General features: G+C 44.8%; 14 protein-coding genes. 8 read left to right on the plus strand and 6 right to left on the minus strand.

The window, feature by feature from the left end; translation table 11 throughout:
- Positions 1-23 precede the first annotated feature (23 nt).
- The gene (locus CBX98_RS10495; protein WP_109169158.1) at positions 24-1,841 is read right to left on the minus strand and encodes a hybrid-cluster NAD(P)-dependent oxidoreductase; all 1,818 of its coding nucleotides are present in this window, start codon (positions 1,839-1,841) and stop codon (positions 24-26) included.
- A gap of 267 nt (positions 1,842-2,108) precedes the next feature.
- On the opposite strand from CBX98_RS10495, the gene CBX98_RS10500 reads away from it, so the two are divergent.
- Complete coding sequence (locus tag CBX98_RS10500) at positions 2,109-2,273, plus strand: YqaE/Pmp3 family membrane protein (protein WP_005375297.1); 165 nt, start codon at positions 2,109-2,111, stop codon at positions 2,271-2,273.
- A gap of 155 nt (positions 2,274-2,428) precedes the next feature.
- Entirely contained in the window at positions 2,429-3,457 is a 1,029-nt protein-coding gene (gene pyrC / locus CBX98_RS10510; protein WP_048625318.1) for a dihydroorotase, read from the plus strand.
- A gap of 98 nt (positions 3,458-3,555) precedes the next feature.
- Here the strand turns inward: pyrC and CBX98_RS10515 are convergent, their stop codons facing one another.
- Positions 3,556-4,461, minus strand: a complete 906-nt coding sequence (locus CBX98_RS10515) for a DUF808 domain-containing protein (RefSeq protein WP_109169159.1) — start codon at positions 4,459-4,461, stop codon at positions 3,556-3,558.
- A gap of 172 nt (positions 4,462-4,633) precedes the next feature.
- Between CBX98_RS10515 and CBX98_RS10520 the strand changes: the two genes are divergently transcribed.
- A complete protein-coding gene (locus CBX98_RS10520; protein ID WP_109169160.1) occupies positions 4,634-5,551 on the plus strand; it encodes a M14 family metallocarboxypeptidase in 918 nt (305 codons plus the stop codon).
- Here the strand turns inward: CBX98_RS10520 and CBX98_RS10525 are convergent.
- Complete coding sequence (locus tag CBX98_RS10525; RefSeq protein ID WP_005385013.1) at positions 5,546-6,334, minus strand: helix-turn-helix transcriptional regulator; 789 nt, start codon at positions 6,332-6,334, stop codon at positions 5,546-5,548. The genes CBX98_RS10520 and CBX98_RS10525 overlap by 6 nt on opposite strands.
- Positions 6,335-6,432: 98 nt before the next feature.
- Here CBX98_RS10525 and CBX98_RS10530 point away from each other — a divergent pair, with 98 nt between their 5' ends.
- From CBX98_RS10530 to CBX98_RS10540, 3 genes are all read left to right on the plus strand, one after another.
- Entirely contained in the window at positions 6,433-7,338 is a 906-nt protein-coding gene (locus CBX98_RS10530; RefSeq protein WP_074189861.1) for a DMT family transporter, read from the plus strand.
- Positions 7,339-7,483: 145 nt separating this feature from the next.
- Positions 7,484-7,969: an acyl-CoA thioesterase gene (locus CBX98_RS10535; RefSeq protein WP_005392490.1), complete on the plus strand. Its 486-nt coding sequence runs from the start codon at positions 7,484-7,486 to the stop codon at positions 7,967-7,969.
- Between the two features lie 171 nt (positions 7,970-8,140).
- Positions 8,141-8,386, plus strand: coding sequence for a hypothetical protein (locus CBX98_RS10540; protein ID WP_005375277.1), 246 nt, complete (start codon positions 8,141-8,143; stop codon positions 8,384-8,386).
- Between the two features lie 362 nt (positions 8,387-8,748).
- Here CBX98_RS10540 and malG read toward each other — a convergent pair whose 3' ends face one another.
- The 3 genes from malG to malE all read right to left on the minus strand — a co-directional run bounded on the left by malG (position 8,749) and on the right by malE (position 12,484).
- Positions 8,749-9,639, minus strand: a complete 891-nt coding sequence (gene malG, locus CBX98_RS10545; RefSeq protein WP_109169161.1) for a maltose ABC transporter permease MalG — start codon at positions 9,637-9,639, stop codon at positions 8,749-8,751.
- A 12-nt stretch (positions 9,640-9,651) separates the two neighbouring features.
- Positions 9,652-11,226, minus strand: a complete 1,575-nt coding sequence (gene malF / locus CBX98_RS10550) for a maltose ABC transporter permease MalF (protein WP_109169162.1) — start codon at positions 11,224-11,226, stop codon at positions 9,652-9,654.
- A 79-nt stretch (positions 11,227-11,305) separates the two neighbouring features.
- Complete coding sequence (gene malE / locus CBX98_RS10555) at positions 11,306-12,484, minus strand: maltose/maltodextrin ABC transporter substrate-binding protein MalE (RefSeq protein WP_005375272.1); 1,179 nt, start codon at positions 12,482-12,484, stop codon at positions 11,306-11,308.
- 672 nt (positions 12,485-13,156) lie between these two features.
- Between malE and malK the strand changes: the two genes are divergently transcribed.
- Together malK and CBX98_RS10565 are read left to right on the plus strand one after the other, a co-directional pair.
- On the plus strand, positions 13,157-14,275 hold the full coding sequence (gene malK, locus CBX98_RS10560) for a maltose/maltodextrin ABC transporter ATP-binding protein MalK (protein ID WP_005375271.1): 1,119 nt from the start codon (positions 13,157-13,159) through the stop codon (positions 14,273-14,275).
- 424 nt (positions 14,276-14,699) lie between these two features.
- The gene (locus tag CBX98_RS10565) at positions 14,700-16,100 is read left to right on the plus strand and encodes an undecaprenyl-phosphate glucose phosphotransferase (protein WP_048625323.1); all 1,401 of its coding nucleotides are present in this window, start codon (positions 14,700-14,702) and stop codon (positions 16,098-16,100) included.
- Positions 16,101-16,103 lie beyond the last annotated feature (3 nt).

Genomic DNA, 16,103 nt, shown 5'->3' on the forward strand with positions numbered 1-16,103 from the left:
TAAGAACCGGGGAGCCTTCTCGCTTAGTTTGTTACCGTCACGTCCGTCTCTGGAACAGCACAACACGCCAATACGGTTCCCATCGCACGTTCCTCATCTGTCAACGCAGGCACGTCCGGATGATGTACTTGACCCGACGTAAGCTGAACCTTACACGCGCCGCATAAGCCAGCACGACAGCTATTGCTAACAACCTTCCCTGCGTCTTCAAGCTGATCTAACAACGTTTTCTGATTATTCCCTACAACTTTCGTCCCATTGAAATCGATCGCTATGCTCTTCTCTGGTCTTGAAGTGACTGAAGATACGCCAAACGCTTCTTGATGGTAGTTTTCTTCTGGCAGCCCTTTTCTTAGTAGGAGATTTTTCGCTTTCTCCATAAAACCATCAGGACCACACACAAACACTTGGCGCTGTTCAACATCTTTGATTTGCTTAATGTGTGACAAACTTAAACGCCCTTTTAACCCAAACCAATCAACGGCAGGTTGCGTTAAACAGACTTTTACTTCTAGCCCTGGGTGCTCACGCTTTAACTGCTCCAACTCTGAGCGACAAGGAATATCATTTTCGGTACGACATTGATGGTAGAAAACCACGTTCTCCAACTGATTGTGATCCGCTAAGAAACGTACCATCGATAGCATTGGTGTTACTCCACTGCCTGCAGAGAGTAAGAGCAGAGGCTGCGCGTCATGAGTTTTTAGGTGGAACTGGCCACCAGGTTGTTCTGCCTCTAAAACATCACCGACTTGTAAATTGTCTAAGAGCGAATTAGAGACTCTTCCACCTGCAATACGCTTAACAGAAATAGCATAGCGACCCGGACGAGACGGACTGGATGATAGCGTATAGCGTCGACCTACTTTCTTACCATCAATATTCACTTCTATTGGCAGGTGTTGTCCTGGCAAGTAATTAGGTAAAGAACCTTTGTTTGGTTCTAACCATAAGGTCACGAAGTCTTGGGCGATTTCTTCACGCTCAACACATGTTAACGTCATGCGCACTGGCGAGTTATCCGCGTAAAACTCCGGTTCTTTGTATTCCAGCACCTCAACTTTATCGCCTTGACGAATAATGCCTTCATTCCGCGCGACAAGATTTTGCCCGAAGAACACACCACCGACATCATTTGCACGGAACTGTTGTAAGGTTTTAAGTGGCTCCTTGCTCTCTCGGAATGTGCCTCTTTGGGTATTCACCGTAGTCAGGATACAGCGCTCGCAAGGTTTGAGAGACTCAAACTCTACCTCACCGATTCGTATGCGCTTCCATGAATCTTCTTCAAACGGCTTAGTATCAGAGACAACTAAGTTAGTACGGAACTGATCCATAGAGTGTTGCTCAGAGCTTCTTCGGTTCAGTTCATCAAGGGAAGCTTGGCTAATCACTAACACCGGATAACCATCGGCAAAGCTAACGTTTTGTCCTAGCTTTTCGCGAACACGATTCGATTGCTCACCACTAAACAACAACTCAACACGTTGACCCAATACACGACTAAACCAATCATCTGCATCATCTGTGGTGGTATATGCAGTAAAGGTGTCTTTCCAAACTGTTGCTGGCGTTTCCTGCATTTTAAAGTCTTGATAACGGATTTTAAGCGGCTCCATCCCCAAACTGCTAAACACAACCCCATCGGATAATAAGGCAGACTTAATGGTTACCATTTGCGGATACTTTCGCGCAGTGATCATCGAGCCATCAGCTTTCGCAATCATAAAGCGACGATCGAAGCTCAATCCTTGCTTCTCAACCCATACGGACGACAGCGATAATCCGCCAACTGACTTAACCGGAAAAACATTAATTTGGGATAAAACGGGTTGCGACATGGCCTTCTTCCTACAGGGTGTTTTTTATTTGTTGCAGTATTGTATACCCAAATCACATTAAGTTGCAGAGTCTACTGCCGCTTCATCCAACTCAACTTTTCTGAATGTTATTCTTATAAATTTGGTTTGAGCGACAAGTATTTACTACACTCAACATTCGCGTTTTTTAACACCGTTCTGACCAAATACCGTTTGATAAAGTGTGATACGGCACACATAATTCATCTGAGTTATCACTGCCCCCATTTATTGATTTGGAGCTTAATTATGGATACAAGAAAACTGGTTCTGATTTTGTTATGTATCTTTCTTCCACCCGTCGCGGTGTTTATGGAGAAAGGTTTGAACAAAGACTTTTTGATCAACCTAATCTTGACGTGTTTCTTCTTTCTACCAGGTACGATCCACGCGCTTTGGTTAACAATGAAGTAACCACTTACACTCTCACTCTGTAGAAAAGTGAAAAATGGGATGAAATGTGAGGGCAATTCCTCTATCATCCTGTCGCCTAAGCGCAAGCGTTTGCTCAAAAGCAAATACGGCGCTTAGGCTCCAATCAGACAACTTTTCAATGGTGGGAGCAATTAATGACAACACTGACAATCACTCGTCCTGACGACTGGCACGTTCACTTACGCGATGGGGAAGTTCTTAAAGACACCGTTCGCGACATCAGCCGCTACAATGGCCGTGCGCTGATCATGCCAAATACCGTCCCACCAGTTACTACAACTGAGCTCGCCCTAGCCTACCGTGACCGAATTCTAAAAGAGCAACATGGCGAACAGTTTGAACCTTTGATGGCGCTTTACCTCACAGACAACACCACACCAGATGAAATACGTAAGGCTAAAGCCACCGGAAACATTGTTGCTGCCAAGCTTTATCCTGCTGGAGCTACCACAAACTCAGATTCCGGTGTGACCAATGCGAAGAACATTTACCACGTTCTCGAAGCGATGGAAGAAGTCGGAATGTTACTTTTGGTTCATGGCGAAGTAACACATCACGATGTTGATATCTTCGACCGAGAGAAAGAATTCCTTGATACTGTCCTCGCTCCTATCGTCAATGACTTCCCTAATCTTAAAATCGTTCTAGAACACATCACTACCGCCGACGCAGCAAACTTCGTTAATAACGCCTCAGATAACGTAGCTGCTACCATCACTGCTCACCATCTTCTTTTCAACCGTAACCATATGCTTGTGGGTGGTATTAAACCTCATTTCTACTGTTTGCCAATTCTTAAGCGCGGAACCCACCAGCAAGCGCTGATCGAAGCAGCAACTAGTGGTAGCAAGAAGTTTTTCCTAGGTACAGACTCGGCACCACATGCGAAAGGGGCAAAAGAGTCCGCTTGCGGTTGTGCTGGTTCTTACACTGCACACGCAGCGCTAGAGCTTTATGCAGAAGTATTCGAGAATGAAGGCAAGCTGGAAAACTTGGAAGCGTTTTCAAGCTTCAATGGTCCTGATTTTTACGGCATTGCGCGCAACACAGATACGGTAACGTTAGAAAAATCCGCTTGGGATGTGCCGGAAACGATGCCATTTGGCAATGATATCGTTGTGCCTATTCGAGCAAATGAACAAATTGAGTGGAAAGTGAAGTAACCACTTTACTGACGTTCCATCCATAAAAGAGGGTCATGCCTTTCTGTGAAAAGAAGTCATGACCCTTGTTGTTCTTGTCTTGCTTTGGGCTGTGATTACTAGTGGCCGCGAATTTTTTCTACAGCAGCCCACACAGCAACCACAATCAACCCCGCCACAAAGCCGATAATGCCGTTAAGCAAAATAGGCAGAATCGCTGTAGCAACCGAATGACCACTAAAGTTCATAATAATCGGCTCTACAAAGTGATGAATGGCAGGTACGTTGTGCACTACAATCCCCCCGCCGACTAAAAACATCGCGGCAGTTCCCACAATCGTTAACAACTTCATCAGCTTTGGTGCAAAAGCAACTAAAGCACTGCCGACTTTCGCCATCCAGCCCTTACCTTTTGAGCGAATTTCAAGGTAGAAGCCCAAGTCATCCAATTTCACGATGCCTGCTACTAAGCCATAAACACCAATGGTCATGATGACTGCAATTAAGCTCACCACTAAGATTTGCGTCACAAGGCTCGCCCCAGTCACGGTACCCAACGCAATCACAATGATTTCCGCTGAAAGAATAAAGTCCGTTCGAATCGCACCAGCAACTTTGCGTTTTTCATACTCTTCTATCGACTCGCCAGTATTAACTAACTCTTCTTTTTCTTCGTGCGGATGGGAGTGAGGGAATACTTTCTCAAGCACCTTTTCTGCCCCTTCAAAGCAGAGAAACAAGCCGCCAATTAGCAATAGTGGCATGATAAGCCATGGAATAATCGCGCTAATTAGCAATGCTGAAGGAACTAAAATCAATTTGTTTTTGAACGAGCCTTTCGCAACCGCCCAAACCACTGGAATCTCTCGCTCAGATGCAACACCAGACACTTGTTGAGCGTTTAACGCTAGATCATCTCCCAACACACCTGCGGTTTTCTTTGCAGCCACTTTTGACATTAAGGCGACATCATCAAGCACCGTGGCAATATCGTCCAACAGTGTGAGTAAACTTGCTCCAGCCATTTTTTGTCTCTTATATGAAATTGAGTAAGTAACAAAATGTAACACCAATAAATCACTCATCAAAGTGATGATTTTGCAAAGAATACTATCCCAAATGGTGTTTTATATTGCCGTTAAGATAAGACAGGTCTAGTCTTGTGGTACCTTTCAGCAGTCAAAAGAAAAAGTATAGATGAAAAGTGGATACATTTACCCAATCGGTACCCCTGGCCAACCTTGGAGCGAAGAAGAACGTAAAGCTTGGTTAGCAACGCAAGAAGTAAAACGTAGCTACCAAGATGAAGTCGTCAGTAAAATCGATGCCCTACGCGAGCGTTTTGATGTTGAACAATACGGTGCGCTCTCATACAACGAGGCACGTTTCCCTCTGTTTTGTATCAAAACTCGCAACTGGGATTCAACGAAGCCTGTTGTTTTGGTCACAGGCGGCGTACACGGTTATGAAACCAGCGGTGTACATGGCGCTTTAAAGTTTGTAGAAACAGAAGCAGAGCGCTACGCAGAGCATTTCAATATTGTCGTTGTACCTTGCGTGAGCCCTTGGGGTTACGAGGTGATCAACCGCTGGAATCCAAACGCGATTGATCCAAACCGCTCTTTCTATAAGGATAGCCCCGCCGAAGAATCCGCCAACCTCATGAAGCTCGTTGCGACATTAGGCGATGTATTAATGCACATTGATTTGCACGAGACGACAGACTCCGATGAAACAGAGTTCCGTCCTGCGCTTGCCGCTCGTGATGGCATTGAGTACATCGAGGGCATGATCCCAGACGGTTTTTACACAGTTGGAGATAGTGAAAACCCTCAACCCGAGTTTCAAAAAGCGGTGATTGAATCGGTTGCGAAAGTGACTCACATTGCACCTGCAGATGAAAATGGCGAAATCATTGGTTCACCAGTCGTACAGTTTGGCGTTATCAACTACCCAATGGTGAAGCTGGGTCTGTGTGGCGGCGTAACAAATTGCGTTTACGGCACGACAACGGAAGTGTACCCAGACAGCCCAACGGTGACCGACGAAGAGTGCAACGATGCGCAAGTTGCAGCCGTGGTCGGTGGTCTGAATTACGTTCTGGCTCAGTTATAATAAGCGGTTCTTATATTGCTCCGGTGTCATGCCGGAGTATTTCTTGAACATTGCGATAAAAGGGCTAGCTTGGTTATAACCTAACGTCAACGCGACTTCCTTTACGGTCTGCCCTTTACGCAGCAACTCCATAGAATGTAAATATCGCACACGTAAGCGCCACTCAGTAAAGCTCATGCCCAACTCACTCTGGCAATGTCTCGCTAACGTGCGTTCTGTGGTATGCACTTTTGCCGCCCACTCCGCCAAACTGATCTCATCCGTCGGCGATTCTTCTACTGCTTTTAAAATCGGTTCAAGATACTTGTTATCGGTCGTTGGTAAAAAGTGATGTTCGACTTCTTGCTTTGCAAGCTGGTCCAATAACACTTGTACCAATCGCTTGTCTTCATCAGTTTGCGCCACGTTAATGTCTCGCTGACGAAAGTCCTCAATAATCGATGACACGATTGGAGTCACTTTGATCAAGCTCGTTTTAGTTGGGAAATGCGCCGTCAATTCAGGGGCAATATTCAAAGAACAATATTCGATTGGCTTACGGTTGTAGCTCGTGTGACGGATTCCGGCGGGAACCCAAATTGCAAGATGCGGAGGCGCTAGAAATCTTGTATCTTCTGCATCCATCTCTAGGATCCCACCGCTGATCAGCTGCACTTGCCCCCAAGGATGGCTATGAATTCGCGTTTCTGTATTAGAGAGAAAGGCTTCAAAATTCATAAATACATCCGATGGTGCGCGGTCGATTGATAATGAGGGATGAAGATTTCTGGCGCTCTTTTTCAAAATTGTCTTCCTATCGCTTACGATGTCTTTTAAGAGATACTTTTTATTATAAAGACCTGCCAGACTAGCGCCATCAATAATTGTGCTATAGGGTTCTCATGATTTATTTACTTCCGTTTTTCACCGTTATGATTTGGGGTGGTAACTCAATTGTGAATAAGATGGCAGCAAGCGCCATTGAACCAAGTGCGATGAGTTTCTATCGTTGGTTTGTCGCAATGGTACTTCTAACTCCATTTTGTCTGCCTGCGATCATTAAACAACGACACATTATTCGACCTTACTTAACTAAGCTGGCATTTCTTGCGTTACTTGGCATGGTGCTCAACCAATCACTTGGCTACTACGCTGGTTTAACGACAACGGCTTCCAACATGGCACTGATTACCTCTTTGGTTCCTTTGATCAGTGTGTTTTTAAGTGTTCCTCTGTTAGGCAAGTCTGTATCAATGTTAAGTATCGTCGGTGGTGTGATTTCGCTCGGCGGCTTGGCGTTTATGCTTGGTCATGGTGATATCACCTACTTTTTACATCAAGACATGACCCAAGGTGATAGCCTTATGCTGATTGCAGCCATGGTATACGCGGCTTATTGCGTGCTGCTAAAACGCTGGAAGATGCCTTTCAGTAGTTTGACTCTGGTTTACATGCAAGGCTTCTTCTCGGTTGTGATGCTTACACCACTTTGGCTATCTAGTGAGCAACTGTTACCAAGCCAAGACGCGCTACCATTAATCGCCTATGCTGGCATTGCGGCTTCCATTTTTGCGCCGTTAATGTGGGTGAAAGCGATCGATTCAATTGGCGCTGATTCAAGTGCCATGTTCATGAACTTAATGCCCGTCGTTTCTGTCGTACTTGCTTCAACGTTGATTGGTGAGAAAATTTACGCTTACCACATTATTGGTGGGCTGTTAGTCATCTCTGGCGTTATCCTGTCGCAAATAAAAATACGACACAGAAAGCCATTGCCCAATTCTGAGATTGCCTCCACCGCCAATTAATCCCAGTTCCCCAAGCCACAGAACTACGCTGTGGCTTTTTGTTTTCATCGTTCGAATAAAAGTTAATATTTTGTTTCATTCGCTATTCCCGAAAATTCATCTTGCTGCTAAATTGGGAAAACAATAACCCATCAAGGAAAGACAGATGAGCAGTGGTCAAAGAGACATTACCCTTCGCTTTTTAGCAGAACCCAGTGACGTCAATTTCGGCGGAAAAGTGCACGGCGGCGCCGTAATGAAATGGATCGACTTAGCAGCCTACGCCTGCTCTGCAGCGTGGAGTGGCAAATATTGCATTACTGCATACGCAGGTGGTATTCGTTTTGTTGCGCCGATTCATGTCGGCAACTTAGTCGAAGTTAGCGCGAAAGTCATTTATACCGGACGAAGCTCAATGCACATCGCGATTGACGTGCAAGCCAGTGACCCAAAACAAATGAAAAACAGACTCACCACCCACTGTATCGTTATTATGGTTGCTGTAGATGAGAACGGAAAACCAACCGACGTGCCGAAATGGGTTCCAGAGTCTGATGAAGATAAAGCCTTGGAACAATCCGCTATCCGCCTTATGAACATGCGCAAAGAAATCGGGGAAGAGATGGAAGCGCACGTAAAGTATCTCAAGTAACCTACATCCGTTAAGAACGCTATTGACTACCTCAACGTTACTTATAACCAGAGTGTGGAGCAACATCATGGTTTTGCCATTTGCTTCACACTCGGCCTCCTCTGTCATAAATCCTTCACCTAGCTTTGCTTAAATCCTTCCACTATTTTGGAGTTGGATAGAGTTTGGATCTTGAGACTAAAAGAAACGACCTTAAGTGAAGAGACGTTGACCAATTTAAAAGCGGTCGAGTACCAGTGGGTAAGAACCATGTACGTCGAGGGGTATAACGAAACAGAAATTAACCATTACATTCAAACCTGCTTTGGCGGTGATGTCACCTTTGCAAATTTATTTCGTCGCGTCGCACTACAGCAAGAAAGCTTATACACGCTGCTTCAATACGTTGGATGTGCCCCCTCCAGTCGAGAGTTTTAATCCTTACCTACCTCAATTTTACTGATACCTGAACTCAGGTTATTTATGTGAAGTGCTACGCAGGGCATTCTCCTAGCCCTGTGTAATCCATTGCAAAGCCGCTAATCTTTACCTGCTTATTGAACAACTGTATTTAACAGGTATAAAAAAACCTGAGTCAAAACTCAGGTTATGGTTACAAAAACTGTTAGTGATTGAATCGTAAGGAACTAAGCTAACAGCCAGCTATGCGTAACGCCAATAAAAGCCAAGATATTACTGATCGGCGGCCAAACCAAAATTGTAATATCCGTGCTACGTATAAGGGCGACCATGTGGTCGCCCTTTTCTAGTTATTCTTATCAATCTCAGACCACAAGAGATTATCCTTTCACACCACCAGCGGTTAGACCACCAACCAACCAGCGTTGAGCAAGCAAGAATACGGCAGTGATTGGCACTGCTGAAAGTACAGCAGCTGCAGCAAAGTCACCCCACAAGTAGTTTTGTGGATATAGGTATTGCTGCATACCCACTGCAAGTGTGTACGAGTCTACATCAGAAAGTAGTAGTGATGCTACAGGAACTTCACCAATTACCATGATGAACGACAAGATGAATACTACCGCTAGGATTGGCACAGACAATGGGAGCAATACCAAACGGAATGCTTGCCATGGTGTCGCACCATCCAGTGCCGCCGCTTCTTCTAACGAAGAGTCAATACTTTCGAAGTAGCCTTTAATCGTCCAAACGTGCAGTGCGATACCACCTAAATAAGCGAATATCAGACCGCCGTGCGTGTTCAGACCAAGGAATGGGATGTACTGACCCAATTTGTCGAACAACGCGTATAGAGCAACCAATGCCAATACCGCAGGGAACATTTGGAAGATCATCATCGCTTTTAGGATAGTGTTCTTACCTTTGAACTTCATACGAGCAAACGCATAAGCTGATGTGGTTGATAGCGCCACGATTAGGATTGCAGAAATACCACCCACTTTTACTGAGTTCCACAGCCATGTCAAGACTGGGAATGGTGGCGGTGTAACTGTACCGTCTGGGTTAGTCACCGAGAAACCTAATGCCAATTTCCAGTGATCAAGCGTTGGGTTGTCTGGGATCAGGCTACCCGTTGCAAAGTTACCTTCACGGAATGAAATCGCGATGATCATCAGTAAAGGGAAAATAATCAGTGCCAAGAATGCCCACATCGCAATATGAGTAGCCCAAACACGATACTTTAATGACTTACCTTGTACCATTGCCATTGTAATCTCTCCTTAGTCCTGAGCTACTTTAGTTACGCGTAGGTTGATAAGTGCCAATGCGCCAACCAATAGGAAGATAAGTGTTGCTACTGCACTTGCTAGACCGAAGTCTTGACCGCCTGCACCTTCGAATGCGATTCGGTAGGTGTAACTTACCAATAGGTCTGTGTAACCCGCAGGTTCTGACGTACCAATCATGTTTGGACCACCGCCTGTCAACAACTGGATAAGTACGAAGTTGTTGAAGTTGAAGGCAAAGCTCGCAATCAACAGTGGTGTTAACGGCTTCAACATCATTGGTAGCGTGATACGAGTAAAGTTAGTAATAAAGTTCGCACCATCAATTGCTGACGCTTCATATAAATCATCAGGAATCGCTTTTAGTAGACCCATACATAGAATCATCATGTAAGGGAAACCAAGCCACGTGTTCACAATCAGGATCATGGTTTTCGCCATGAACGGGTCTGAGAACCAAGCAGGGCTAATACCGAACAAACCTTCCAGAAGCATGTTGATCTCACCAAAGCTTTGGTTAAACAAACCTTTAAAGATCAAGATAGAAATAAACGCCGGTACCGCATAAGGCAGAATCAGTAAGAGTCGGTAAACCGAGCGGCCTTTTAATGCTTCCCACTGAACAACACTTGCTAGAACAAGACCAATTACAAGCGTAAATAGTACGGTGAGTGCCGAGAACACAATCGTCCAGATAAAGATACTGATAAACGGCTCTTTGATGCCATCATCTTTCCACACACGCTCAAAGTTGTGCGTGCCAATATTCACCACAAAGCCAGGAGACACTGTGCTACCAACAAACTGACCATTTTCATCGACAGGTTGGTAGTAACCTACTTCCATATTTGGACGTAACGTCTCTTCAGTACGATTGTTGTAAAGCGTTTCGCCGTCTTCTTGCAGCGTGTACAAAGGCACAACTGCCGCAAACTTACGTAACCCGCTCATGCGGATGTCTTCACCGCTCGGCAGATGCAAATCAACACTGCTCAACGTATTACGGCTCTTAACAATCGTCTTGATTGATTCTTTCTCGCCCGTTGCTTCTTCAATTGGCGATAGGTCAAGATCCGATGCTGAGAGGCTATCTAGTTGAAAAGTGGGCGTAGCAAGTAGCTCACCATCTTTTTCAACCACAAGCTGATGTCCTTGACCCGTTTTATATAAAGTGAACGGGTAGCTATCACCACTTTGATAAGTTCTGTCCAAAAGTACGCTCTGCGCACGATCAAAAGAGAGTTGGTTTTTCGCGCTGTAGTTGGTAAACGCCAAACCTATGGTGTACGCCAGAGGGAAAAGAATGAAAAGGATCATCCCTGCGATACCAGGGTAGATGTAACGGTGTGCGTACGTCTTTTTACTACCAAAGATGAACAACGCTAAAGCGGTAAGAATGATCGTAAGTAGTGCAAACGCAATCTCACCGCGTGAATACATAAGGATTGTTGCGTAGCCATTGATAATGCCGACTGTGCCTAAAAGTGACCATTTCATGAACACTTTTTTGCTGCTCGGAAGGCTGGCTTCTGGTGCTGTCATAGCATTTGTACCTTGAACTGACTGCATAGGGAACCTGCTAGCGAATATAGAATAAATATAGAAAAGTAAGGAGGAGTTGCCCCCTCCTTAAAAAGGTCTTACTTAATTATTTAGTCATTTGTTTTTCTGCGTCTGCCAATGCTGCATCGACAGTTTGACGACCATCAACTACGTTGATGATTGCGTTCTTAGCCGCGCCCCAGAATGCGTTCATTTGAGGAATGTTTGGCATAATTTCGCCGTTCATCGCGTTATCCATAGTCGCAGCGATACGAGTATCTGAATCTAGTTCACGTTGGAACGAGTTAAGCGCTACCGCACCTAGAGGCTTATCGTTGTTAACCATACGTAGGCCGTCGTTTGTTAGTAGGTAGTTCTCAATGAACTCAACCGCTAGGTCTTTGTTTGGAGACGCAGTGCTGATACCAGCCGTTAGAACACCAACGAATGGCTTAGAAGATTGACCTTGGAACTTAGGTAGCGTAGTCACGCCGTAGTTAACGCCAGACTTCTCGATGTTGCCCCAAGACCATGGACCGTTGATCGTCATCGCTGTCTTGCCTTGGTTGAATGCAGACTCAGATACTGAGTAGTCCATATCTGCAGAAATTACGCCTTTGTCTACCAAGCCTTTTACGAAGCTCATTGCGTCTTTAACGCCTTCTTTCGCGATACCAGCGTCTTTAACATCGTAACCTTCAGAAGTGTATTTGAACGCGTAGCCGCCATCAGCAGCCATTAGTGGCCACGTGAAGTACGGTTCTTTTAGGTTCCACATGATTGCAGACTTGCCGTCTTTTTTAAGTTTTGCATCTAGCGCTGCAACTTCTTCCCAAGACTTCGGTGGGTTTGGAACTAGGTCTTTGTTGTAGATTAGAGATAGAGACTCAACCGCAACTGGGTAGCCGATCAATTTGCCGTCGTAACGTACTGCATCCCAAGCGAAATCAACAATACCTTCTTGAATGTTCTTAGAAGGTTTAATTTCTGCTAGCAGGCCAGCTTCTGCGTAACCACCGAAACGGTCGTGAGCCCAGAATACGATGTCAGGACCGTCACCAGTCGCTGCAGTTTGAGGGAATTTGTCTTGAAGGCCATCTGGGTGAGCCACTGTCACTTTAATGCCAGTGTCTTCTTCGAATTTTTTACCAACTTCAGCAAGGCCGTTGTAACCTTTGTCGCCGTTGATCCAGATAGTAAGTTGTCCTTCTTCGATGGCAGCATTAGCACCAAAAGAACCCAAAGCAACAAGAGTACCTAGTGCTACAGCGCTTAACTTTTTCATGTTCGTATCCTTTTTATATTTTTGATGTAGGGCTAGTCCATTGAGGTTCAGCCGTATTTCGACATATATCATCTGAAATAATCCAATATGTCTCATCCTCCTAATCCCTACGCCCTTACAATTATGACGTATTTTCGTGATCTAAATCGCCAAGGGTAAGAGACTCAAATCACAAAACGGATACTTCCTGTGATCGGTTTCAACTTTAGGTGGTGCAATAATGTGATTTCCGACCAACTGCTTTATTCCTCCTCCTTTTTTACTCCTCCCTACCTACTCCCCCTACAATTATTTCTATTAGGAGGATGTCGCACCTCGCACAATCTTACAAACTTCAGTCATCCAAGAGTGGATGGTAAGAACCCTTTCCCAGCAGTGCCTACGTATTAGGAAAAAGATTTGCTGGTTTTGCATTGCCAGACGAGTGGAATGTCATTATTGGTGTTGTTTGTGGTAATTATTTCACGGGGGAGACAACACGAATAATGTGGGGGAGAGAAACTCGTACTTGGCTATGATGGGTAGCACTTCTATTCAGGACATTTTATTGAAGTGCTACCCTACTTTTCTTACCAACCGCAATAACTTACCGATTCCTACTGTTACTGCTCGCTAGATAATTCATATAATGATGAGCGGTGAATAATAAAAAATTGATCGAGGACGAGCTACATGGCGAGTGTCACGTTAAAAAATGTTTGTAAAGCGTATGGCGACGTACTGATTTCTAAGAACGTAGACCTAACAATCAACGAAGGTGAATTTGTTGTTTTCGTAGGTCCATCAGGTTGTGGTAAATCTACCCTTTTACGTTGTATTGCCGGTCTTGAAGACATTACTTCAGGTGATTTGTATATTGGTGACCAGCGCATGAATGACGTCGAACCATCCAAACGTGGTGTTGGTATGGTATTCCAGTCTTACGCTCTTTACCCACACCTTAACTTATATGACAACATGTCATTTGGCTTAAAATTAGCAAAAGCAGACAAAGCAGAAATCGACAAACGTGTTGAGCAAGCTGCAGAAATTCTACAATTGGGTCACTTACTTGAACGCCAACCAAAAGCGCTTTCAGGTGGTCAGCGTCAACGTGTGGCTATCGGTCGAACACTGGTATCGCAACCTAATGTATTCCTTCTGGATGAACCACTATCAAACTTGGATGCCGCGCTGCGTGTAAACATGCGTGCGCAAATCACTAAGCTACAACGTCAACTTGGTTGTACCATGATCTACGTAACGCACGATCAGGTAGAAGCAATGACAATGGCAGATAAAATCGTTGTACTAGACGGCGGTTATGTATCGCAAGTTGGTAAGCCGCTTGAGCTTTACCATTACCCACAAAACCGCTTTGTAGCAGGCTTTATCGGCTCTCCGAAAATGAACTTCATGAGCGTATTCATTGATGAAGTAGAAGCAGAGCGCGTCAAAGTTCAACTATCTAATGGCGTATCTTTCTGGATTCCAGTGGATGGCACGACGGTTAACCGTGGCGACCGCATGTCTTTAGGCATTCGCCCTGAGCACCTATTATCCGCTTCTGAAGCTGATGCAAGCATTCACGGTGAAGTGATGATTGTAGAGAAGCTAGGTAACGAAACTCAAGTATACCTAAACCTAGAAGGCGCAGACGCCGACGTTATTTTCCGTCAGCCTGACACGCTCGCAGTCGATACCGGCGATAAAATCGAGATTGGTATTCCAGCACACCGTTGTCACCTGTTCCACAGTGATGGTCGTGCATGCCGCCGCCTATACAAAGAAAACGGCGTAGAAGTCGAATAATTCATTCGTCCTTACTCACAAAAAATCCCTCTCACTTGAGAGGGATTTTTTTTATCCTAATAAATATAAGTAATTCGATACTAAATCATTAATCGTTAACCAATAAGATCACCCGTTTCTTCTACCTTCACATAAACCATTGTCTTTGTACTGATACTTCATTTTTAATACTTTTCCTCATCCCTCATGAGTAAGTACCAGCTTTTTCCTAACCCGCCAAACTTAGCCAAAGGTCTAAATTTCATTCTTATTTCCACTTACCTCAACAACGCAAATTTTTACACTTATCAACGAAATTACACGTGACAAAAAACTCAGAAGCATTCAACAGAATGCTCTGTTCACCAACTACTAATAACGCTCACGACACGGCAATTGGGGGAGACACCCAAGGGCGGTAGCGTGTAAGAAAGGAAACTGAGTCATGAAACAAAAAGGACTTATCCGCTCTCACGAGATGGAGTTCGCTTTTTTATATCGCATCTCAGATCTTGCTGTCATCGTCTCTTTTATGCTGCTTTTAGTGTTCAAAGACATGAATACTGCGATGGGGAAAGATTACGTCATACTGGCTTTTGTTGGAGGCATCTCCTTTCTATTTATGGCAGAAAGCGGCAACCTGTACCGCTCTTGGCGAACCAGTTCGTTTAAAGAGCAGATGATTATTGTCTGTGTGGCCTGGGCAGTAACTTCCGCGCTTATCTTTATTGTTCTGTATTTTTCGGAAGTCTATGACTTATTTGATAACACTATTCTGGCATTGTGGTTTGCGATTACGCCCGCTCTACTTTTGGCATGGCGAGTGACATTCCGTACCGGATTAGCCTATTTAAGAAAAAAAGGATTCAACACTCGTACTGCGATCATCATCGGCCAAACTCCTCACGGCATTACCCTTGCTAACGAAATTCAAAACCACACTGAACACGGTGTACTTTTTGATGGCTTTTACGATGAGCGTTCTTCCGACAGATTGCCAAATTCTGCTTACCCTATTAAAGGGGCAGTTGACCACGCTCTTGAGCGAGCCAAGAAAGGGGAAGTGGATTACGTCTATATCGCAATGCCAATGCACGCAAAAGAACGTATTGCATCGCTTCTTAACCAATTCTCAGACACCACCGCAAATACGTATCTGATTCCCGACTTCTTTACCTATAACCTTTTGCATTCTCGTTGGGCGCAAATCGGCCAAGTTCAAACGCTCAGCGTATTTGATACGCCATTTGCTGGAATTTCTTCCTGGGTAAAACGGTTTGAAGACATTTTGTTTTCGAGCATTATTTTAGCCTTGATCTCTCCAGTCCTGCTCGCCATTGCGATTGGCATTAAGCTGACCTCTAAAGGTCCGGTCATTTTTAAACAGCATCGTTACGGCCTCGATGGACGCAAGATTGAAGTCTGGAAATTCCGTTCAATGACCACTATGGATCAAGGCCCTCACGTGAAACAGGCGACAAAGAACGACCCACGCATTACGCCTTTTGGTGGTTTTCTGCGTCGCACCTCTTTGGACGAACTGCCTCAATTTATCAATGTACTGCAAGGGACCATGTCTATTGTTGGTCCACGCCCTCATGCCGTGGCGCACAATGAAGAGTATCGCCAGATTGTTGACCGATACATGCTACGTCACAAAGTAAAACCAGGCATTACTGGCTGGGCGCAAATTAATGGCTATCGCGGCGAAACAGACACCTTAGAAAAAATGGAAAAGAGAGTCGAGTTTGATTTGGATTACATCCACCACTGGTCGGTTTGGATGGACATCAAAATCATCTTTATGACCGTTTTCAAAGGCTTCACTGGTGCTAACGCTTACTAAGGT

It is taken from the genome of Vibrio sp. T9, from assembly GCF_003123985.1.
In the GTDB taxonomy this organism is placed as follows: Bacteria; Pseudomonadota; Gammaproteobacteria; order Enterobacterales; family Vibrionaceae; genus Vibrio; species Vibrio diabolicus.